Origin of the sequence: Nostoc sp. LEGE 06077, from assembly GCF_015207705.1 — a bacterium.
Classification (GTDB): Bacteria; Cyanobacteriota; Cyanobacteriia; order Cyanobacteriales; family Nostocaceae; genus Nostoc_B.
Window position 1 is genome coordinate 43,584 of the sequence record NZ_JADEWI010000039.1, and the last position, 21,470, is coordinate 65,053.

17 protein-coding genes are annotated in these 21,470 nt (G+C 41.6%); 2 read left to right on the forward strand and 15 right to left on the reverse strand.

All coding sequences use genetic code 11. From position 1 onward, the window contains the following. Positions 1-256 precede the first annotated feature (256 nt). Complete coding sequence (locus tag IQ244_RS21635) at positions 257-862, reverse strand: hypothetical protein (RefSeq protein WP_193897895.1); 606 nt, start codon at positions 860-862, stop codon at positions 257-259. Positions 863-1,091: 229 nt separating this feature from the next. Then, positions 1,092-2,207, reverse strand: coding sequence for a D-alanine--D-alanine ligase family protein (locus tag IQ244_RS21640; RefSeq protein ID WP_193897897.1), 1,116 nt, complete (start codon positions 2,205-2,207; stop codon positions 1,092-1,094). 251 nt (positions 2,208-2,458) lie between these two features. Here IQ244_RS21640 and IQ244_RS21645 point away from each other — a divergent pair, with 251 nt between their 5' ends. Further along, positions 2,459-3,307, forward strand: coding sequence for a lysophospholipid acyltransferase family protein (locus IQ244_RS21645; protein WP_193897899.1), 849 nt, complete (start codon positions 2,459-2,461; stop codon positions 3,305-3,307). Positions 3,308-3,493: 186 nt separating this feature from the next. On the opposite strand, the gene IQ244_RS21650 is transcribed toward IQ244_RS21645, so the two are convergent. The 4 genes from IQ244_RS21650 to IQ244_RS21665 all read right to left on the reverse strand — a co-directional run bounded on the left by IQ244_RS21650 (position 3,494) and on the right by IQ244_RS21665 (position 8,517). Continuing rightward, a complete protein-coding gene (locus IQ244_RS21650) occupies positions 3,494-3,661 on the reverse strand; it encodes a hypothetical protein (protein ID WP_193897901.1) in 168 nt (55 codons plus the stop codon). A gap of 84 nt (positions 3,662-3,745) precedes the next feature. After that, positions 3,746-3,994, reverse strand: coding sequence for a hypothetical protein (locus IQ244_RS21655; RefSeq protein ID WP_193897903.1), 249 nt, complete (start codon positions 3,992-3,994; stop codon positions 3,746-3,748). A gap of 125 nt (positions 3,995-4,119) precedes the next feature. Then, on the reverse strand, positions 4,120-8,190 hold the full coding sequence (locus tag IQ244_RS21660; RefSeq protein WP_193897905.1) for a tetratricopeptide repeat protein: 4,071 nt from the start codon (positions 8,188-8,190) through the stop codon (positions 4,120-4,122). Further along, complete coding sequence (locus tag IQ244_RS21665; RefSeq protein ID WP_193897907.1) at positions 8,191-8,517, reverse strand: hypothetical protein; 327 nt, start codon at positions 8,515-8,517, stop codon at positions 8,191-8,193. It lies immediately after the preceding gene. 127 nt (positions 8,518-8,644) lie between these two features. On the opposite strand from IQ244_RS21665, the gene IQ244_RS21670 reads away from it, so the two are divergent. Continuing rightward, the gene (locus tag IQ244_RS21670) at positions 8,645-8,929 is read left to right on the forward strand and encodes a DUF427 domain-containing protein (protein ID WP_193897910.1); all 285 of its coding nucleotides are present in this window, start codon (positions 8,645-8,647) and stop codon (positions 8,927-8,929) included. Between the two features lie 90 nt (positions 8,930-9,019). Here IQ244_RS21670 and IQ244_RS21675 read toward each other — a convergent pair whose 3' ends face one another. From IQ244_RS21675 to IQ244_RS21715, 9 genes are all read right to left on the reverse strand, one after another. Further along, positions 9,020-9,859: a DUF4351 domain-containing protein gene (locus IQ244_RS21675; protein WP_193897912.1), complete on the reverse strand. Its 840-nt coding sequence runs from the start codon at positions 9,857-9,859 to the stop codon at positions 9,020-9,022. 20 nt (positions 9,860-9,879) lie between these two features. Next, positions 9,880-10,482, reverse strand: a complete 603-nt coding sequence (locus IQ244_RS21680) for a Uma2 family endonuclease (protein ID WP_193897914.1) — start codon at positions 10,480-10,482, stop codon at positions 9,880-9,882. A 115-nt stretch (positions 10,483-10,597) separates the two neighbouring features. Further along, complete coding sequence (locus tag IQ244_RS21685; protein ID WP_193897916.1) at positions 10,598-12,673, reverse strand: prolyl oligopeptidase family serine peptidase; 2,076 nt, start codon at positions 12,671-12,673, stop codon at positions 10,598-10,600. A 321-nt stretch (positions 12,674-12,994) separates the two neighbouring features. Beyond that, positions 12,995-13,324 carry a type II toxin-antitoxin system PemK/MazF family toxin gene (locus IQ244_RS21690; RefSeq protein WP_193897918.1) on the reverse strand — a complete coding sequence of 110 codons (330 nt, stop codon included), beginning with the start codon at positions 13,322-13,324 and terminating at the stop codon, positions 12,995-12,997. Next, on the reverse strand, positions 13,308-13,505 hold the full coding sequence (locus IQ244_RS21695; protein ID WP_193897920.1) for a hypothetical protein: 198 nt from the start codon (positions 13,503-13,505) through the stop codon (positions 13,308-13,310). The genes IQ244_RS21690 and IQ244_RS21695 overlap by 17 nt, the downstream gene beginning before the upstream one ends. Further along, positions 13,499-13,654, reverse strand: a complete 156-nt coding sequence (locus IQ244_RS21700; protein ID WP_193897922.1) for a hypothetical protein — start codon at positions 13,652-13,654, stop codon at positions 13,499-13,501. The genes IQ244_RS21695 and IQ244_RS21700 overlap by 7 nt, the downstream gene beginning before the upstream one ends. A gap of 239 nt (positions 13,655-13,893) precedes the next feature. Next, entirely contained in the window at positions 13,894-14,469 is a 576-nt protein-coding gene (locus IQ244_RS21705) for a Uma2 family endonuclease (RefSeq protein WP_193897923.1), read from the reverse strand. A gap of 215 nt (positions 14,470-14,684) precedes the next feature. Continuing rightward, entirely contained in the window at positions 14,685-16,439 is a 1,755-nt protein-coding gene (locus IQ244_RS21710) for an AIPR family protein (RefSeq protein WP_193897924.1), read from the reverse strand. Positions 16,440-16,673: 234 nt separating this feature from the next. Next, positions 16,674-20,660, reverse strand: coding sequence for a magnesium chelatase subunit H (locus tag IQ244_RS21715; RefSeq protein WP_193897925.1), 3,987 nt, complete (start codon positions 20,658-20,660; stop codon positions 16,674-16,676). Positions 20,661-21,470: the final 810 nt, after the last annotated feature.

A 21,470-nucleotide genomic window follows, 5' to 3' on the forward strand; every position in this document is an offset into this window, starting at 1 on the left:
TTTATCTTTGATAAATTTAACTCAGTTAATTTGAGTTGTGTTGCCATTTTGGCAGGTTTTTCTAGCAGGAAGCAGAAGGCGAAAATAGTAGTATTCTTAGCATTCCATCTGGCAAAATGCCCTAATTTATTTGACTAGAGCTATCTGCACAATCAAAAATTGTTGGACTATGATTTTGCTACTAATAAGGGTACAGCAGTGCTGTACCCCCAGAGTTCAAAGGTTGTATTTCAAAAACTTTTGTATTACGGCAATATTAATACTTTTGTAAAAGCGCTGGCAAAGAGTTTTCTTTGCGAATATCCATCAAGTCGGCTAGTGATTCTTTGCCTTTATCTAGGCGATATTTGCTTGCTGGCGGTAGAACTTCAACCAAAGTTTTGCTTTTGACCGAAAGTGGTTGTAATGGTACAAACACTGGCAGATTTTGGGATGTTTGTGAGAGTGATTTTAAGGCTTTTTGACGGCTGTAGAAAGGTTTTGCAGTTTTTTGCGGCTGGGTTGGGTTACACAACCGCAAAATGACATAGCAACCACTACCACAACTGAGTGCGATCGCCATTACCAGCCATAAAGGTGTGGGATTGCTATGTTCAGTTGTAATTGGCGCTTCGATGATCACTGGCATTGCTTCTGGCTCTGCCTGTTTTGCACTGTCAACATGACTGAGGCTGTAAAATGCCACAGCAGATGTCCCCAGAATTATTGTAAAAACTCCACTTAAGAACACCAGCGGATGCTTTAGCAGTAGAGGTATCAGAGTGTTTGAGCGACCTGTTGAACTCAATTTAGTATTTTTTAGTTCTAGATTGGGTTCTATCAGTTGGGTTGGCTCATGGTTGACATTTTGACTATTTTCCATGATCAATTTGAGATTTATACCCGTTCAGACCCATGATTGTACTTAAGAAGCAAGTTATCAAGTATCCATAGCCAGATTTTGGCATAAAGCTGCTCTTATATAAATCATTAGCGACTAAATCTCACCTTTTCTTCAAAAATCAATACTTCTAAGAATTTATCCCCAAACTAATATTTACAATTTGCTCACTCAAATCAACCTTCAGAACTCAACCTTCAGAACTCAACACTCAGCACTCAGCACTCTTTACAGAATGTCTTTCTAAAGCTAGTTGTATTAATCTATCCACCAATTCAGGAAAAGCTACGCCGCTATGAGACCAAAGTTGAGGATACATGCTAGTAGCAGTAAAACCAGGTAAGGTATTGATTTCGTTAATTAAGATTTCCCCGGTTGCTTCTACATAGAAAAAATCCACCCTGGCTAATCCTGCTGCATCAACTGCGGCAAAGGCTTGTACAGCCATATCTTGAATTTGACGGCTGATATTATCTGGTAAAGGCGCGGGAATTAATAAATCGGCTCTACCTTGGGTATATTTAGTTTCGTAGTCGTAAAAATCGCTGTCAAAGGTAATTTCACCAACAACTGAGGCTTGGGGTTGGTCGTTACCTAATACGGCACATTCTACTTCTCTAGCGACAACTCCCGCCTCAACAATGATGCGGCGGTCGTAGCTGGCGGCTTGGTCGAGTGCAGTTTCTAATTCTGAGCGCGATCGCACTTTGGCGATACCTACTGATGAACCTAAGTTAGCAGGTTTGACAAAACAGGGATAGCCCAATGTGGCTTCAATTTCATCACACAGCTTGGGGAATACGCAGGGATTTGACCAAACTTGCGCTCTTGTTAACGCTTTATATTTAACTTGAGCTAATCCAGCTTGCTCAAATGCCATTTTCATAGCTATTTTATCCATCCCCAGTGCTGAACCTAACACCCCAGAACCAACAAAGGGAACTTGCATTAAAGTCAGCAAACCTTGAATTGTCCCATCTTCCCCGTTGGGGCCGTGGAGAATGGGAAACCAGACATCCACTTCTGCAACTTGGGAAGGAGATTGCCAACGTTCTAGTGTTTGCTTTTGGGAATTGGTGAGTTGATTTTCCTCTGGGTTAGGAGCATTTTCGGACTCTAGCAAAGGTTTACCAGAACCTAATACTTGTTGTGGTTCATCTCCTGCTAACCAACGTCCATCTTTTTGAATGTAAAAAGGTAGGATTTCGTACTTATTAGCATTTTGCTCTGCACTTAAGGCTTTAGCGATCGCCCTTGCTGAACTAATCGACACTTCATGTTCTCCAGAACGTCCGCCAAACAGCAATCCCACCCTGAGCTTAGTCATTTTCGGTACCTCTACACTCCTATCGCAGATAGCGTATCACAACCTGCTGGAGTTGCTATATTTTCCTTTAGCTCACAAAGATTCTGCGATTAAAGATGAGCCAAAATTGATCCATATTTAGGTATGTTTGTTTTATAACCACAAAAAAAGCCTCTTCAAAGGGAACAGGGAACAGTGGGTAAATTTCCTATTACCTATTGCCTGTTTAAAAGGCTTGGCCCGACTTTTATAAATACTGTTAAGATTTCTGAATGTTACAAAAGCAACATACCTTGGAAAAAAAACTCGGTTGGTCTTTGGATGAGCGAGATCCCAAGTTCATCAAATCCATGATGCCTTTATTGGGCTTGTTATATCGTTATTATTTTCGGGTGCAAACTAGCGGTTGGCATCACATCTCACCTCAACAAAAAGTTTTGTTTGTGGGTTCTCATAATGGCGGACTCGCAGCCCCCGATATGGCAATGATGATGTACGACTGGTTTCAACGTTTTGGCGTGGAACAACCAATATATGGTTTAATGCACCCAAGAGTTTGGGAAGTTACACCACCGCTGGCACAACTGGCTGCCAAAATGGGAGCTATCATCGCTCATCCCAAAATGGCCTACTCGGCTTTACGTTCCGGTGCGAGTGTGTTGGTTTATCCAGGTGGTGCAGAAGATGTCTTTCGACCTTATTATTTAAAAAATCAAATATATTTTGCTGGCAGACGAGGATTTATTAAGTTGGCACTGCGGGAAAACGTGCCGATTGTGCCTGTGATTTCTACGGGGGCGCATGATACTTTAATTGTCTTGGCGGATATTTACAAAATTGTCAATCAACTCCATGAATGGGGAATGCCTTGGTTGTTGAATATTGATCCTGTAGTATTTCCGATTTATCTAGGTTTGCCTTGGGGATTAGCAATTGGCCCACTTCCGAATATTCCCTTCCCTGTATCTATGCACACACAGGTTTGTCCCCCAATTGTATTTGAACGCTATGGCAGAGAAGCCGCAAGCGATCGCTATTATGTCGATGAATGCTACAACTTGGTTGTGAGTAAGATGCAATATCAGTTAGATCAGCTAGTCTTACTCAATGAAAAATCTTGATTAACGTTTACCCAGTTGCAACTATGCAAAGACTTGCGCTGCTGTGAGATGGATGGAATTTCCTCGACAAACTTATCCTAACTAATTACGTAGCTTGGCGATCGCTCGGCGTAGATCCTGATTCTCTCACCTAAATTGCTGTGACATACTCTCTTTTTTAACACCACTCTCCACAGCTTGCTTCTCTTACGAGACGCTACCGCGAACCCCAGGGTACCTCTCCCCGAAACCGCTACGGTGTAAACACAAGTCAAAAATTTTCATGTTCAACCACATCCCGCCTAGGACTAAAGTTCCAGGCTGATAGCCAAAGTCCACAAAGCGTGGACTGGAAGAAATTTTTAGTTGAGTCATCTTCAGATGACTTGCGCTATGAGACTCGGAATTCATTCCGAGGCGGGACAGATGTACTACTCATTAATAGAGTTCAAAGCCTGATTAATGAAGTTCAAAGACTCGCCCACGAGTATTAAACACTCTCGCATGAGTATAAAAGACTCGCCCACAAGTATAAAAGACTCGCCCACAAGTATCAAACACTCTCCCGCGAGTATAAAAGACTCTCCCGCGAGTATCAAACACTCGCCCACGAGTATCAAACACTCTCGCGTGAGTATCAAAGACTCGCCGACGAATATCAAACACTCTCCCGCGAGTATCAAAGACTCGTTCACGAGTATCAAACACTCTCCCGCGAATATAAAACACTCATTCACGAGTATCAAACACTCATTACAGCAACTTTCATTTACTCAAACCACACTCTCACCTTCCTCTCTGCGCCTTTGCGCCTTTGCGTGAGACAAAAACCTTCAGGAATTACCCATCACCCTATCAAGACTCGCCCGCACACCTTCAGCATCCGGTGACTGTAATCGCTGCAAAATCTCTAAAGCTGGTTGCAAATAGGATATCGCTTTAGTATATTCACCCTGCTGTTCTGCCAAATGTCCTAACCACCACAGAGTCATTGCTTTGCCTCGGACATCACCAATGCGTTCTTTTATTTCCAAAGACTGATTGTAAAGTGCGATCGCTTGCTCCACTTCCCCTTTGTTGGCGTAGATGCTTGCTAGATTATGCAACGTCGCCGCTTTGCCTTGGACATCACCAATACGTTCCTTGATTTCCAAAGACTGATTGAAAAGTGCGATCGCTTCATCTACATCCCCTTCGTTGGCGTAGATCATCCCCAGAGAGTGCAACGTCACCGCTTTGATTTGGACATTTCCAATGCGTTCAGTGATTTCCAAAGACTGATTGAAAAGTGCGATCGCTTCATCCACTTCCCCTTTGTTCGCGTAGATATTTGCTATATTATGCAACGTTAGTGCTTTCCAATAGGCATCACCAATACGTTCAAAAACTTCCAAGCACTGATTGTAGAGTGCGATCGCTTCATCCACTTCTCCTTTGTTGGCGTAGATTATTCCCAGTTGGTGCAACGTTGCCGCTTTGCCTTGGACGTTACCAATGCGTTCTTTTATTTCCAAAGACTGATTGTAGAGTGCGATCGCTTGCTCCACTTCTCCTTTATTGGCGTAGATACGTCCCAGTTCGTGTAACGTCGCCGCTTTGCTTTGGACATCTCCAATGCGTTGTGTTATTTCCAAAGACTGATTGTAGAGTGTGATCGCTTGCTCGACTTCCCCTTTGTCGGCGTAGATACGTCCCAGTTCGTGCAACGTTGCCGCTTTTCCTTGGACATCTCCAATGCGTTGAGTTATTTCCAAAGACTGATTGTAGAGTGCGATCGCTTTCTCCACTTCTCCTTTGTTGGCGTAGATATCTGCCATTTCGTGCAACGTTGCCGCTTTTCCTTGGACATCTCCAATGCGTTGAGTTATTTCCAAAGACTGATTGTAGAGTGCGATCGCTTCATCTACTTCCCCTTTGTTGGCGTAGATACGTCCCAGTTGGTGCAACGTCGCCGCTTTGCCGTGGACATCACCAATCCGTTGTTTTATTTCCAAAGACTGATTGTAGAGTGCGATCGCTTCATCCACTTCCCCTTTGTTGGCGTAGATATATCCCAGATTGTGCAACGTCACCGCTTTGCCTTGGACGTTACCAATGCGTTCAAATATTTCCAAAGACTGATTGTAGAGTGCGATCGCTTCATCCACTTCCCCTTTGTTGACGTAGATACCTGCCAGCTGGTGCAACGTCGCCGCTTTGCCTTGGACATCACCAATGCGTTCTTTTATTTCCAAAGACTGATTGTAGAGTGCGATCGCTTCATCCACTTCCCCTTTCTTGGCGTAAAGAATTCCCAGTTCGTGCAACGTCACCGCTTTGCCTTGGACATTTCTAATACGTTGAGTTATTTCCAAAGACTGATTGTAGAGTGCGATCGCTTCATCCACTTCCCCTTTGTCGGCTTTTAGTGTCCCTAAATGATGATAAATTGATGCTAATTCTCGTTCATCTTCTGCCGGACAAAGATTTAAAGCTTGTTGGTAATAGTTTAATGCTTGATCAACCTCACCTATTTTGTGTTCACAAACAGCAATTTCTTTAAGAACACTATGATTTTTAGTAATTTCTAAGGTTGATTTGCACAGATGTATTGCTTCCCGAAATCGGCTTTGATACAAAAAGCGGTTTGCCAATGAACTAGCTATTTTCGCAGCAATTTCTTCGTCCTTCCCCAACAACGCCAAGCGATGAATTTCTAACTTTTGTGCTTCCGTAGAACTTTCCGCCTCTTCCCACCACAAGCGATACAAAATTTGTGCAGCTTGTTTATACAACTCTTCACCCTTGGGGTTTTCTGGAAACTCTAGCAACGGTGACAAAATCCGGGGAACACGATACAACCTCTCTGTGTTGTTAGTGAGGGTAACTTCCAACAAACCCAAAATTTCAGCGCGTTGAATATGACTTTCCCAACTTGAGATATCCTCACAAATCGGGGAAATAGCAGCTAGAGGAACAGGTAACTCATACACCAACAACTTCCCCAGCATTTGACGCAAAGCTGGAGTTTGCTGCTTCAGCAATTCCTGTGCCAAAATATCCTCACGAAATTCCTTTTCCTTATCTGCCATCTTTTGCAGAATCATCTCAACTCCCCTCTCCGCTTCCGGCGACTTCGGGGAATTTTGCAAAATCTTATCTAACCATTCCAACAGCCGAGGATTTCCATCTGCTGCTTGTTTGGCACGTTCGGGCAAATCTGGCTGAAATTGCCAACTGCCATTAAACGAATCCAGACGATTATACTTTTTAATTAAATCTGCCCCACCCAAAGCACCCAGAGGTTCGCGGTACAGACGATGATTCAGTTCCGACAATGTGAAATTGTAGCGACAGGTAATAATTACTTTGTGGGGAAGTTGGGAATTTTGCATCGCCTTCAGCAACGCCAGCAGTACATCCACAACTTGTGGTTGCAACACATAAACCCCATTTCGTAAATCCAAATTCGCCTCAAAGTCATCCAGCACAAAGGCAAAGCGCTGTTCTTTGGTATTCAGTCCTTCAGTGAAAAACTTGGTGAGGCGCTGCATCAAGGGTAACTTGCCATTGAGAATATCATGCCCCCGTTCCGAGGTACATTGTTCAGCAAGGGTTTTGAGCAATTTATCCTCATCCAGTTGCCGAAAGTTCACCAGCCTGTGATAGCCAACCATTCTTTCCAGAAGTCGTGCCGTCACAGTACTCTTACCCACACCCCCCAGTCCGTGAATTAGTACCCCTAATGAAGTGCGAATTGCTTTGAGACAACGTTGCAAAGTCCGCCGTCTGCCAACAAACTCAGAGGGTTTCGCCACCCGCACCTGTTGGGTATCGGGATCTAAAAACAGATCATAAGCAGGTTCCGGCGCAGAGAGTGGCACATCTCTCGACACTTCCACCAACGCACCGGGACATTCTCCCTGGACATATAACCGCAATAAATGCCAGTCACGCACATTCTGTTTAAACAACTGCTGGTAAGTGCTAGCGAGTGCTTCAGCTAATTCATATCCGGCTGCCAATTTCCCGTAGAGATGCGCGGCGGCGGCTGTAGCTGTCCGATCTTCCACAGGCCGCCCCCAACTTAAAACCGCCCTAGCGCCTTGTTCAATAAGTGCCTCAGCCATAGAAGGGACAGCCCCTTTATCTGCTGCTTGCCCAGTCCGACACCCAGATAAAAACACCAACTTAGGAAAGCGAAACCGAAAGACTTCCGCCAGTTCTGAGGCTGTGGTTTCGTGGCGTTCCCCAACTTCCGTCTCAGTGATAAAGTAAGGCGTGTAAGGTGCTTCATCTTTAATAGAGGCGTGTCCTGTGAGGTGAAACACATCAAAGTCATTAAAATAGCGACTCCACACCTTACCCAACTCGCTAACGCAACCGCTTTCTTCTACCCGCAAATCTACAGCAAAATCTCGCGTATCAGCCAGAATTCTCGCTTCTTCCTGTTCAAACTCTAACTTTGGTTGCACATCTTCCGGGTCGGTTGCCATAAACAATACTCGCAATTGTCGTGCTTCCACAGAAAACGGTTCCGTTTCTTTCTCAATCCAGCGCAGAGGTAACACCACTGGATTAACCCGCTTTACCAAAAAATCCTCACCATCATGCAGCACTTCCCAAGGTAGATGCGCCAGTTTTTTATCAGTATCAATGGCAATTACCAACCCCTCACCGCGACAGTTAGCAATTCCCCGACTCAACCACCGTCCATCCCCATCCAACCAAAAAAATAACTGCTTACCCATTCCTGGTAAATTGGGCAGCAGTTTATAATAATCGCGATCGCCTTGCTTAAGGAAATCAGCGATTTCTGCTAATTTTAGACGACGTGATTCATAGTGCTTTATTTCAGGTAGCCAATACCTGAGTTCAACTGTTTCCTGTGTAGTTTCCCGGAGTTGAATGCGGATAGTTTGCACTTATTTGCTGATAGATTTGAGGATTTCCGTGATTTCCTCTATAGTAGCGTCTGCGAGTAAAATCCTGTTTCCAGTATCAGGGTCAAGAATTACCACATCAAATTGCTTATCTGGATGAGATTTATGCCATTCTTGATACCATTTGCGGATTTGTTCAGCTAAAGCCGCCACACCACCCACGATGCCAACAATGGTAGCTATAGCTGCTAAAGTTCCCTCTTTTGTCTCCGGTACTTCATAACTCCCCGATATCCCAGGAATCTCTAGTAAAGCCTCGGCGGCGGCTGGCGCACCTTCACCCTCAATACCAATTTGAATTTCTGCCATTAGTAATCTTTACCACACGCAATCAAATCATACATCCCACAAATATATATCAGTCACCAACTCAAATGTGCTGATTTCCTGGGAAGTGTCAGAATGTTAAGTGTAAACTTTCATCAGTCACGCACTTATGCCGAAAGCAACTTGGAACGGCGCAACTCTAGCCGAAAGCAACGATACTGTAGTTGTGGAAGGTAATCATTATTTCCCTCCCGACGCAATTAACAAACAATATTTTCAAGACAGCAGCACCCATACAACTTGTCCGTGGAAAGGTTTAGCTAGTTACTACAGCATCGAAGTTGATGGACAAGTCAACAAAGATGCAGCTTGGTATTATCCCAGCGCCAAGGAAAAAGCGAAAAATATTGAAGGGTACATCGCTTTCTGGAAAGGCGTAAAAGTCGAAGCTTAATTTGATCTGCTTCCGGCTTATTTGCTGAAACTTTTGATTAACCGAGTTTTAGTAAATAAGCCTCTTTTTTTATGAATAATTAGCGTCGTGCTACTCTAATGTATTGAACCAAGCTTCTAAATCTGCAATTCCCTGAAAATCTAACAATGCTTCTCCCAGATTTTCTAATTCTTCTACGGAGAGCATTTCAATTTTGCTTATCAGTGGTAGAGTTAGTTGTCCCACACGACGAGTGAGTAGACGAAAAATGAGCGATCGCGCTTCTGCTAGTCGCCAGCGTTGTTCCCCACGTTGTTCTCCTTCAGCAAGAATTTCTTGATAAATCACTGATTCGCGCATCATATCCTCCCGAAACAATTGTCGAATCAAGTCTTTTTTGTATTTTAACCCCGCGAAGATTTGGGTATAGGCAGAGATTTCTGGTTTTTGTTGTGGCTGAAGTTGATTGACTCGTTCCAATACTTGTTGCAATAAGGCTTGAGGTTGGGAAGTAGCGGCTAGTGGTGCTAAAGGTAATAAAGCCGCATTATTGAGTAATATTTCAGAGTTTTCCTCCCATAAGCGAATTACCCGATATTCATGACGGGTGTTTTCGACATGGAAGACAGTTTCAATTACTGTGTCTGGTGCGGGAGGAAGTAATAATACAACAACTTGCGTGATTGGTAGACGATATAACCGATAAAACCTTACCCAATAATCAAGCATCCGCAACGGTAGAGGTGGATTTGATTCGAGTTTAGTTTGAAATTCCAGGTGAAGAATGCGTTCTTCTAGTTGTAGAAATGTAACGTAATCAGCACGTATTGGTTCAATACTCAATTCGGTTTTGAGGACAGTGGCGGCTGTTTGCGGTGTACCTAATACCCAACTAGCAAAGGTGGCGGGATGTTTTTCAGATAGGAGTTTGCAGAGGTTGTCAAAGGACATGAATCATCAGCATTCTTTTTTTAGATTATTTCACTTTCCGGCTCAACAAGCTCAAAATTCACTTTGTTATATAAATCTTGTAGGGAAATTTCCAAAGGTACAGATGCAAAGGCGATCGCATTATCTTCCTCATCATACTCACGCAGATTCCATTGTTTCTTCCCAATCTTAGAAAAATGCTCTACATGAATTCGATATTGGTCGATTAACAGATATTCTTGAAACGTGGGAATTGTGCGATACGCCGCAAACTTATCCTCATAATCGTAATTTCTAGTGGATTTTGACAGCACCTCCACAATAATTTGCGGGTTAGTAATAATATCTTGGCGATTGTTAAAAAATTCTGGTTCCCCTGCGATAATCATCACATCAGGGTATGTATAAATCCGTTTTTGTGATATCCACCACAGACGGACATCACTCACAAAAACTTCGTAATTTTGCTGTCTAAATGCAAAATTTAACGCAGAACCAAGGTTAAGTGAGATTCGAGCGTGATTAATTGTTCCACCCGCCATTGGAATTATTTGTCCATCAATATATTCACTTTTATATTCAGCCGCTTCCTCTAACTGTAAATATTCCTCTGGGGTGTAGTATTGCTGTTGTGTAACCTGCATAGCTTTTACCCATATCTATTCAACAGTGTAACTTGGTTATCTCACAAAAAAGGTGCGTTCCGCGATCGCCTGAACACACCCAAAATACTCCGCGTTACTCCGCGCACCTCTGCGTTTAAATCTTAATATCCAAAACCCTTACCAAAAAAGCCCACTTATCCGCAGCTTCTTCAATTATCTTAGTTGTCGGCTTACCCGCACCATGTCCAGCCTTCGTCTCAATTCTAATTAACACAGGTGCATCACCTTGATGGGCTGCTTGCAAAGCCGCCGCAAATTTGAAACTATGGGCAGGTACAACGCGATCATCATGATCTGCTGTAGTAATTAAAGTGGCGGGATAAGCTGTGTTTGCTTTCAAGTTATGCAACGGTGAATAAGCATAAAGAGTTTTGAAATCTTCCGCATTATCTGGCGAACCATATTCCGCAGTCCAAGCCCAGCCAATAGTAAACTTGTGAAAGCGCAACATATCCATCACGCCGACTGCTGGTAAAGCCGCACCAAATAAATCAGGACGCTGTGTCATACAAGCACCCACCAATAAACCGCCGTTACTACCACCTGCGATCGCTAGTTTGCCAGTTTTTGTATACTTATTGGCAATTAACCACTCAGCCGCCGCAATAAAATCATCAAACACATTTTGTTTTTTCTCTTTCATCCCGGCTTGATGCCATTCTTCACCATATTCACCACCACCGCGCAGATTTGGCATAGCATAAACACCACCCATCTCCATCCACACCAGCATACTCACAGAAAAAGTCGGCGTTAGGGAAATATTAAACCCACCATAGGCATAGAGATAAGTCGGATTATTCCCATCTAACTTAATGCCTTTTTTGTGAGTAATAAACATGGGTATTTTCGTGCCGTCTTTACTTGCATAAAATACCTGCTTTGTTTCATAATCATCAGGGTTAAAGTCTACTTTGGGTTGGCGAAAAAGTTCACTTTTGCCTGTTAATAAGTTGTAACGATAAATTGTGCCTGGTGTTGTAAAACTAGTGAAACTATAAAAAGTTTCCGTATCATGGCGTTTACCCCCAAATCCCCCCACTGAACCCACTCCGGGTAATTCTACCTCGCGCACCAATGCACCTTTGAGGTCAAAAATTTTAATTTGCGATCGCGCATCTTGCAAATAATCAGCCACAAACTGATTATTGAGGATATTCACACTTTCTAAAGTTGCTTCACTTTGGGGGATAATTTCTCGCCATGCTGACTTGGCAGGTTTTTTTGTATCAATGGCAATCACTTTACCCCGTGGGGCATCTAAATCGGTGCGAAAATAAAAGACACTATCATCATGTTCAATAAAGCTATAGTCTGCCTCAAACTCGCTAATAAGTTCTACAACTTCAGCCTGGGGATTTGCTAAGTCTTTATAGAAAACTAAATTCCGGGAATCAGTACCTAACCAAACTGAAATAATTAAATAGCGTCCATCTTCAGTGACACCACCACCAAATCCCCATTCTTTCTTATCAGGACGTTGATAAATTAAAATATCTTCAGATTGGGGTGTGCCTAATTTATGGTAATAAAGCTTTTGATAATAGTTGACATCTTCTAGTTTTGTTTGATCATTTGGCTCATTGTAACGACTGTAAAAAAAGCCTTGATTGTCAGTTGTCCAAGATGCACCGGAAAATTTAATCCAATTCAAATGGTCTGATAAATCTTTACCTGTTTCCACATCGCGGACTTTCCACTCTTGCCAATCAGAACCAGAAGTAGAAATACCATAAGCTAAAAGTTTACCATTATCACTCACAGATAAACCAGAAAGCGCAACGGTGCCATCTTCAGAAAGTTTATTCGGGTCAAGTAAAACTTGCGGTTCACCATCAAGGGTTTTTAATGTATATAATACGCTTTGATTTTGCAGTCCGTCATTTTTGAAATAAAAATAGCGAGTCTCCGCAACACCTTCCTTAAAGGGGATAGCATATTTTTCGTAATCCCAAAGTTTAGTTAAACGTTGTTTAATTTTGTCTCTAGCTGGAATTTCACCTAAAAAACCAAACGTAATTTTATTTTGAGCCGTAATCCAAGCTTTCGTTTCTGCTGAATCGGGATTTTCTAACCAACGGTAAGGATCTGCAACTAAAGTTCCGTGGTAATCATCCACTTGTTCACCTTTAAAAGTAGCTGGATAGGTAAAGTGTTTTGCTGTTGACATAGTTGGGGATAAAATTCTTCTCTGTTCATGGTAATCAGAATTCCCCGAATTGTGGTATCTGGAGAATGCCAAACGTAGTACTCCAGGATGCACAACACAGTAATATAAAAAAATTGTTGTTAAAAAAATTACAAAAAATCGTACTATGTTAGCAAGCAACTTTGTCATAGAGATAGATAACTCTGATACAGCAACCACTGTAGCTTCTTTGCCGCCCCTTTAGCGCGATCGCATATTCTCTACATTCCCAAACAGCGATCGGCTGATTAAAATATTCAATTCTCAGTTTTGAGATATTGCCATAAATAATGGTATTTTGTATTACAGTCCCAACCAACCTTTTAAGGATTGCTCTAACAATTTAGCATCAGCATCAGCTAACTTGCCGATTACTTTTACAACCAAGCTTTTATGGACTGTATATAATCCTCTTTTAACTGCTGTTGCTACATTTAGACCTACTGCTTTCCATTCAGACAACACAAACTCGCCTTCTAATAATGATTCAGTTTTGCTTGTCAAAGGCGTAATAAAAATATCTTGAGAAATGTGTTGCGTACTGACTACAACAGCAGGTCTAACTTTTGAAGTTGACAAATCTGAGAAGGGATACTGAACTAAAATGATGTCATGTTTATAGTAGTTGAGCATAGACATCATCCTCATTATTATCCCAAACTGCATCTAGTGATTTTTGACTAGCTTGAAGCCAAAATTCATTTTCATCATCAGGAAGCAACGTCACTAGCACTTTTGTTCCTTCTGGTAATTCCGCAGATTCCAGCAGTTCTATCTTTCCTTGTCTCACGGTAGCCCAAAGTGTTTTTAGCATATTCTTTTTTCTAATATAGGGCTTGCTGATTCTATGATGATACAGTCAAGAATCGCCTGTTGGTCATAATGAGCGATCGCACCTCTCCACATTACCAAAGCGATCGCCTGTTTTTCCAGATGAGTGATCGCACCTCTCCATAGTCCCAAACGCGATCACTCGTCTTCAACAGAGTAAAATACACTTTATTTTCAGTATTCGATTCTCCAGCCTACGAATGCGAATTGCTGTTGGTGAAATAACAGTAAAAGCTCCCAGTAATTCAGAGTGGTGTTGATTAATGGCATTAGCAATAATCTCTATAATTCCAATATACTTATTCCCTTGGGTGTAATACTTATAGTGTTTTATTATTTTTTTATTAGTGTGTAACCTATTTGTTATTTAGTTACCAAATCGCTTCTAAATTCAACACAAAACCATTCAATACATCTTCCCCTGATAACGTCGCAGGCGAGTTCAACACCTCAACCTCTTGACCTTGCCGATAAATTTCTACTTGCCGGGATTTGCGATTAATTAACAAACCTAAACGCACACCATTATCTAAATATTCTCTCATCTTTTCTTGAGTTGCTTTCAAGCTATCACTCGGCGAAAGTAACTCAATTACAAAATCAGGACAAATAGGAGGGAACTTTTCCTTTTGTTCATCTGTTAAAGTATTCCATCTTTCTAATTTTATCCAAGAAGCATCAGGTGAACGGTCTGCACCATTAGGCAATTTAAAACAAGTCGAAGAATCAAAAGCGATACCAGTACTATCAGCATCCGTCCAATTAAATAATTGTTGGTTTAGTCTCCCATTACGGTTTCCTGTTTCTCCCCCCGTAGGTGGCATAATTATTAATTCTCCATTTGCGCTGCGTTCAAATTTCAAGTCACGGTTTGCTTGACATATCTGAAAAAATTGCTCATCTGTCAATTCCAACGCTGGTTTCAGATTGATTGTGAAAGCATTCATAGTGATATTCCAGATTGAATATTAAAGCAGCATTTTAACTACCTTACATAATAACTATTCTATATTCCCTTACCCCTTGGGTAACAAGCGATCGCACTCTACACAATCCCAAAGTGATCGTTAATTCTATGATGACACTGTAAGAGATCGCCTTACAGAAACCTTCAAAAATAAACCAATCTCATGTTGTGGCAACTAATATGTATTTAGCTAACTTATTTAATATTATCTAATACCACATTTTCTAATATGTATGTAACAAAATCTTTTTGCTTGATGCCAATATTAATCGGTAGAGCTTTAGATTTGACATAATTATTAGTTAACTGGATTAACTCAGCCAAAGTGTTACTGATAAATTCATTAGAAAAATCCATGTCTTTAAGTACCTCTACATCTTTAGGTTTGTAGTCACTTTTCTGAAGTGTTTTTACTACTAATAACATCCCTAAGTGAAACATTAATATCCGAATCGGTGAAGCATGGTTCCACTGCTCATTAATCACTATATTACTTACTTTATTAGATATAAAACTACGAATAGAACTTTCCAAATTTTTCATAGTTTTCGCACAGAATAGGTATACTTCAAGACTAATCTTTTGGCTAAAAACTCGTTTGTAATCGTTGTCTTTTTTAAGAATTGATGATGGTCTTGAACGTGCAATATCTGGTTCATGGAAAACTATTGCTATAACCGACTGAGCTAAGTATGGAATACTAATTATTCTATCAAGTTGTTTACCTGTGTTCTTGTAATAATTTTTTCGACGGTCATAAAACCATTCTTGATTTAGAAAGAAATTTTCTATATCTAATTGTATTGGATCTGTAGCTTTCAAAGATGCTGGTGGAATAGGAGTTTGAAAATTTGTTGCTTTGATAACACGGTCTCTGGTTTCCGGGTCATTTGTAACAACTATTTTTATTAAAATAGCTCTTTCTTCATCTAACTCATTTTTATCATTTTTTCTATTTTTTATATAATGATATATTGTGTTAGTTGTCTGTAACCCATTTACGACTTGTACATCATCAAGGCTAATAGTTTTACCAGCAACGCTTGCTTTTGATGATAAAATAGTAATTCCATTATTAAGCCACCAAAAATCCATTTTATCCTTTGATTCTAAGGTGGATTTTATATCTTTATTAACTTCTACATTACTACCTTGGTAATCTCGAACATTAAAAGCAAATATGTATGAGCGTAACTCATCATTATCATAAGTAACAAAATTATAATAATCTTTTAAAGAGGCTAATAGAACGTAATTATCCTCACCTCTCGAAATAACATTTTCAGTAAATTTTAGTTGTAAAGTATAGCTTTTTTCGAGCCGAGAAGAATCAATTAATTCTCTTGCACCAACAAAACTGACGTTAACTCTAGCTCCAGAAAAATATCTTAAAGTATTGTCTTTTAAAACTTCGGATAAATTGTATATTTTTTTATTTATACTTGATACGTCACCTTTACTTGCATAAACATACGTTATCTCAATAGAAGGATGCTGTGATGCAAGATTTAGATAAAGATCTCGAAAAAAGGATACCTTGTTAATCAAATCTGAATTATAATATTTCTGAATTTGCTCTATATTCTTTTCCAGATCGAAAATATTCATTATAGTTGAAAGCCACTTTTCAATAGCTTTCTCAGAAAAAGAATCAGATCTTTTCGATTGAATTAGAAATAATTGTATACAAGGACTTTTCTTGAAATTCTCTAACTCTGCATCCTCACTAACAAACTCATTATTAATAAAAATAAAAAAGCCATCGATTCCGCCATCGTCACCTCCTCCTATTTTTCCATAACTCAACTCATCATATGAAAGGTCATATTTTTTTAATATTTGTTCAAAAGTAAAAATCTCAAAGAATTCATCATTTGGTAATTTATTGCCAGTTGTATTTGTTTTTTGGTTAATAATATTATCAAGAACAATGCTATCGTTACCAGCCATATATCTTTCCTAAGTGAATTACAAATAGTTTCTATTGTAAAAATCATTAAACTAAGTGTGTTAGTTGTGACTATTATCACGATAACAGTAGAAAAGGTTGTGATATAAATCACAAGAGTTACAATCGCTCAGTAGTTAATTTTTATTCTATTCTTATAGAAATAGATAAAAAATGTAGAGATGTTAGATCTAACATCTCTACATTTTCATTTTTAGCTTTCAAACGATTATAAGCTACTCAATCCCTTCAATTCGGTCTTCAACTTCTTGGTACAACTCGCGGAGGCGATCTAAATTCTCCTCGCTAGTTTCCCAATAACCGCGACCATTTACTTCTAACAAGGTAGATACCATCTTGCGGAAAGAATGGGGGTTGAGGTTCATCAAACGTTTCTGCATTTCTTCATCTTTAATGAAGGTTTCGTTGGTGTCCTCATAAATCCAGTTGTCAACTGCGCCGGCTGTTGCACTCCAACCCATTGTATTTACCAATCGCTTGGAAAGTTCGCGGACACCTTCGTAACCGTGAGACAGCATACCTTCATACCACTTGGGATTTAACAATTTGGTACGGGCATCTAAGCGCACGGTTTCGGATAATGTGCGGACTTGGGCGTTGGCTGTGGTGGTGTCTGCAATGTAGGATGACGGTTTTTTACCATCACCACGCAGACTTGCTACTAGCTTAGTGGGGTCTGAGTCGAAGTAGTGGGAAACGTCGGTCAAACTAATCTCGGAGGAATCCAGGTTTTGGAAAGTTGCATCAGCAGTTTTTAAGGTGCTTTCAAAAATCTGCCGGGATTCGTCCATGATTCCGGGGTTATCGGAATTGAAGGAGAAGGATTTGCGCTTGAGGTACATTTCTTGTAACTCAGCTTCGCTGTCCCAAGTGCTGTTTTCTACTGCCAAGTTGATGTTTGACGAGTAGGAACCAGAAGCGTTGGAGAACACGCGGGTAGCTGCTTGTCTGAGGTTAATTCCCATTTCCTCAGCTTGCTGCATGGCGTGTTTGCGGACGAAGTTCATTTCCAACGGTTCATCCGCTTCCGCCGCCATTTTCACCCCTTGGTCTAGCAGATTCATCTGGTTAATGAACAAGTCACGGAATACGCCAGAACAGTTAATTACTACGTCAATTCTGGGTCGTCCCAATTCCTCTAGAGGGATTAACTCTAACTTGTTCACCCGTCCCAAGGAATCGGGAACCGGACGAACACCCACCATCCACATGATTTGTGCCAGGGATTCGCCATAGGTTTTGATGTTATCGGTTCCCCAAAGAACACAGGCAATGGTTTCTGGCCAATTACCGTTGTTTTCGGCTTTATTCCGCGCCAATAGTCTATCTACGACGATTTTGGCTGATTGCACAGCCGCCGCCGTGGGGATTGATTGGGGGTCGAGGGCGTGGATATTCTTCCCTGTGGGCAATACATCTGGGTTACGGATGGGGTCGCCACCAGGGCCGGGTAAGATGTACTCGCCTTCTAAACCTTTGAGTAATGCACCGAGTTCGTTGTCTGCACAAACTTGTTGTAAGCAGAATTCTAAATACTCGAACAGGGGTTTCAAGGCTGAGGTGTCAACTTTGGGATAACCAGCTTTGTGTAGTGCTTCTACCCAAGGTTCCTTTTTGCCCATGTTGAAGAAATTCAACTTGGAAACGAGGGAAACTCTTCCTTCAGCGTCGGTTTGTTCTTGTATTAATGCACCAACAGCGGCGCGAGTTGCTAGGGTGATTTCTTGTAGTAGTTGGACATCTTCTAAGATACCGCGATCGCTATTTTGGTAAATCTCGTCAATGTCGCGCCCTAAACTATTGGCAATAATCCGAGGTAAGCTGACAATTTCTTCTTCTTGACGGTCTAAGCTGGCAATATTTACCAGGGTAGCAATGGCTTCCTCCGCAGTTGGGGGCTTACCAATGACGTGCAAACCACAAGGTAACAACCGTGATTCGATTTCCATTAGCTTGCGGTAAACGCTGCCGACAATATTATCCCGTTCTTCGGGAGTCATATCTTTGGCATCGGTTTCGGGCAAGTTAATATCTTTATCCAAGTTAACGATGCGGCATTTATCCATGATCGTGTTGACGATGGGGATACCGCGACCACTATCTTTTAAGGTTTGGTAAGAAGCAATTAACTCGCTGAGTTCTTTCAAACCTTTGTACAAACCAGCGTTTTCTGCGGGTGGGGTCAGGTAAGAAATCGTCTCGGCGTAACTGCGGCGTTTAGCAATTGTCGCCTCACTGGGGTTGTTAGCAGCGTAATAGTAGAGGTTGGGAATATTGCCAATCAAGTTATCGGGGTAACATTCACCCGACATCCCCATTTGCTTACCAGGCATGAATTCCAAGGAACCATGTGTACCAAAGTGCAGTACCGCATCCGCGCCCCAAACTCTTTCCAGGTAGGTGTAGTAAGCCGCAAAACCGTGGTGAGGGCTGGCGGAACGGGAGAACAACAACCGCATCGGGTCGCCTTCATAACCGAAGGTAGGCTGAACACCGATAAAGACGTTACCAAATTGCTTACCATAAATCAGCAAGTTTTGTCCGTCGCTATTGAGGTTTCCTGGTGGCGGCCCCCAGTTTTCTTCTAAGCGTTGGGAATAAGGTGTCAGTGCTTCATATTCTGGTACTGACATTTTGTAAGCAATGTTCAGTTCCGGGCTGGCGTACTGTGCCTGTGCGTCGTGAATCACTTCCTGCATCAAAGCTTCAGCCGATTCTGGTAACTCTGGCAAGTCGTAGCCGTTGTTTCGCAGCGCCTTCATCACTTCGTAAATTGAGCCAAATACGTCTAAGTAAGCGGCTGTACCGACGTTGCCTTTGTCGGGAGGGAAACTGAAAACGGTGATCGCAACTTTTTTATCTAGTTTGGGTTTGCGACGGAGATTCGCCCATTTTAAGGCACGTTGGGCTACAGCTTCGATGCGATCGCGCAGAGCGATCGCTTTTCCGGTCGCCCCATCTCTACCCGACAAGATAATTGGTTCAATCGCCCCATCGAGTTCAGGAATGGCAATTTGTAAAGCTACTTGAATGGGATGTAAGCCTAAATCGCTATCTAACCATTCTTCCGTAGTTTGGAATACTAAGGGCAACGCCACCATGTAAGGGCGATTTAAGCGTTTGAGTGAGTCAATTGCTTTGGGATGGTCTTGTCTAGCTGGGCCGCCAACTAACGCAAAACCAGTTAAGGAGATGACTGCATCAACTAGTGCTGTGTTGGTGGTTGGTTCGTAGAAATAAGCATCCACAGGCTTGGAGAAATCCAAACCACCAGCAAACACAGGTACTACCCGTGCGCCGAGGGATTCTAATTCCTGTACCATCGCCACGTAATGGGCATCATCGCCTGTAACTAGGTGAGTGCGTTGTAATACTAAGCCTACACAAGGTGCCAGGGGATCTTTGAGATCACTAGAAATATCCTTACGGGCGGTATACCAGTTGAGATATTCTCGGACATCCTCATACATGGTGGTTGCTAAAGGATGCCAAATACCCATATCAGGGTAGACAACTGGTGGTTCATATTCCAGAGACGCAGAACCTTCTTTGTCTAAGCCTTTTAATACATACTTGTCAGCCAGCATCAGCAAGAAGTTCTCTAGGTTTTCTGGAGAACCACCTAACCAATACTGAAAACTCAACATAAAATTGCGTGCGTCCTGTGCCTTTTCCATAGGCAAGAACTTCAGTACTTGGGGCAATGTCCGCAAAAGCTTCAGCATTCCATCTTGGAATCCTGCACCGGATTTTTCTTTGCGTTTCCGCATGAATTGTGCGATCGCACTCTTCGATTGACCCAACTGCGCCAAGGAAAAACTGCCCATTTTATTTAGGCGCATTACCTCTGGCATTGAGGGGAAAACAACGGCAACGTCTAAATTATCGCGGTACGGTTCTACGGCGGTTACTACTTTTTGTGCTAAGTCTTCGATAAAAATCAGAGAGGCAATAAAAATATTGGCACTTTGTATATCACGTTGGAACTCTTCATAGTTTTCGGGGTCTCGGAGTTCCTCAATTAAGTACCCACTGATTTCGATCGCCAGATCGGGACTGTTCGCGTTAATCGTGCGAACCGCTTGCGACAATGCACTCTGGTACTGGGACTCAAGCACGACATAGACCACCTTGATTAAATTACGTCCGCGCAGGTTATCAGGCGCAATGTGTCTAATGGTGGACTTGACGTGAGTGAACATGCTTCCTCTGCTCCTTTGATGCGTGTTCTCGACTAGAAGTTTTTCGTGGCTGATAACGCCACTAATGACTTCTTTTATTCGGCAATAAGTGTTTTTTATCAGAAAAACCTTGCCCAGAGAGCATTTTGCCTGATTTCTGACACAAATTGATATAAAAATCGCAAACTTTGTTAACAAACATTAATAAATAATAAGAGCAAATACTCGAATTATGTAACGAAATCTTAATATTTACTATATATAGGGGCAAATAGGTAATTTTGATAAGGAATATAGCTATAAATATAAATATGCAATTTTGTCAAGTATTTGGTGGAAAATCTAAGCGACAAGAATGAAGAGGTCAGGATTCGCGTAGTGTTTCCCTATGTTTTCATGGTAATAGCAAATCAAAGAGCGAGTGCCCGAATAAACAAATAACATAAAATCAGATTTGATCAAGGGAGAAGCTGAGATGACTGCTCAAGTTGTAGATACCATCTCAGAATTAATTGTCAAGTTGCAAACTCTAGCACCAGAACAGCAATAGCAGGTCTTAGATTTTGTGGAATTTTTAATGCAAAAATATGCTCAACCTGAAATCGAGGCGAAATCTCGATGAGCGATGATTTTAATGATCCTTTACCTGATGAATTTTGGATGGGTTAAGGTGCAGTATGAAATTCAATAATTAGGACTAATAATTAAATTAACGTGAGTTCGATGGATAGGAAGGCGCAAAAAGCTTGATATGAATGAATTTGGTCAACAGTGAATCGTTCAGGAGATCGCTACGATAGATTGAGAATCGGTAAAAAAGTGACAAAAAAT

Coding starts and splice junctions, on each gene's coding strand:
- IQ244_RS21680 (WP_193897914.1), bottom strand. CDS start 10,482: ATGCAGGTTACACAACAGCAATACTACACCCCAGAGGAATATTTACAG.
- IQ244_RS21705 (WP_193897923.1), bottom strand. CDS start 14,469: ATGAATGCTTTCACAATCAATCTGAAACCAGCGTTGGAATTGACAGAT.
- IQ244_RS21670 (WP_193897910.1), top strand. CDS start 8,645: ATGCCGAAAGCAACTTGGAACGGCGCAACTCTAGCCGAAAGCAACGAT.
- IQ244_RS21695 (WP_193897920.1), bottom strand. CDS start 13,505: ATGCTAAAAACACTTTGGGCTACCGTGAGACAAGGAAAGATAGAACTG.
- IQ244_RS21665 (WP_193897907.1), bottom strand. CDS start 8,517: ATGGCAGAAATTCAAATTGGTATTGAGGGTGAAGGTGCGCCAGCCGCC.
- IQ244_RS21675 (WP_193897912.1), bottom strand. CDS start 9,859: ATGTCCTTTGACAACCTCTGCAAACTCCTATCTGAAAAACATCCCGCC.
- IQ244_RS21710 (WP_193897924.1), bottom strand. CDS start 16,439: ATGGCTGGTAACGATAGCATTGTTCTTGATAATATTATTAACCAAAAA.
- IQ244_RS21645 (WP_193897899.1), top strand. CDS start 2,459: ATGTTACAAAAGCAACATACCTTGGAAAAAAAACTCGGTTGGTCTTTG.
- IQ244_RS21685 (WP_193897916.1), bottom strand. CDS start 12,673: ATGTCAACAGCAAAACACTTTACCTATCCAGCTACTTTTAAAGGTGAA.
- IQ244_RS21640 (WP_193897897.1), bottom strand. CDS start 2,207: ATGACTAAGCTCAGGGTGGGATTGCTGTTTGGCGGACGTTCTGGAGAA.
- IQ244_RS21635 (WP_193897895.1), bottom strand. CDS start 862: ATGGAAAATAGTCAAAATGTCAACCATGAGCCAACCCAACTGATAGAA.
- IQ244_RS21650 (WP_193897901.1), bottom strand. CDS start 3,661: ATGACTCAACTAAAAATTTCTTCCAGTCCACGCTTTGTGGACTTTGGC.
- IQ244_RS21690 (WP_193897918.1), bottom strand. CDS start 13,324: ATGCTCAACTACTATAAACATGACATCATTTTAGTTCAGTATCCCTTC.
- IQ244_RS21715 (WP_193897925.1), bottom strand. CDS start 20,660: ATGTTCACTCACGTCAAGTCCACCATTAGACACATTGCGCCTGATAAC.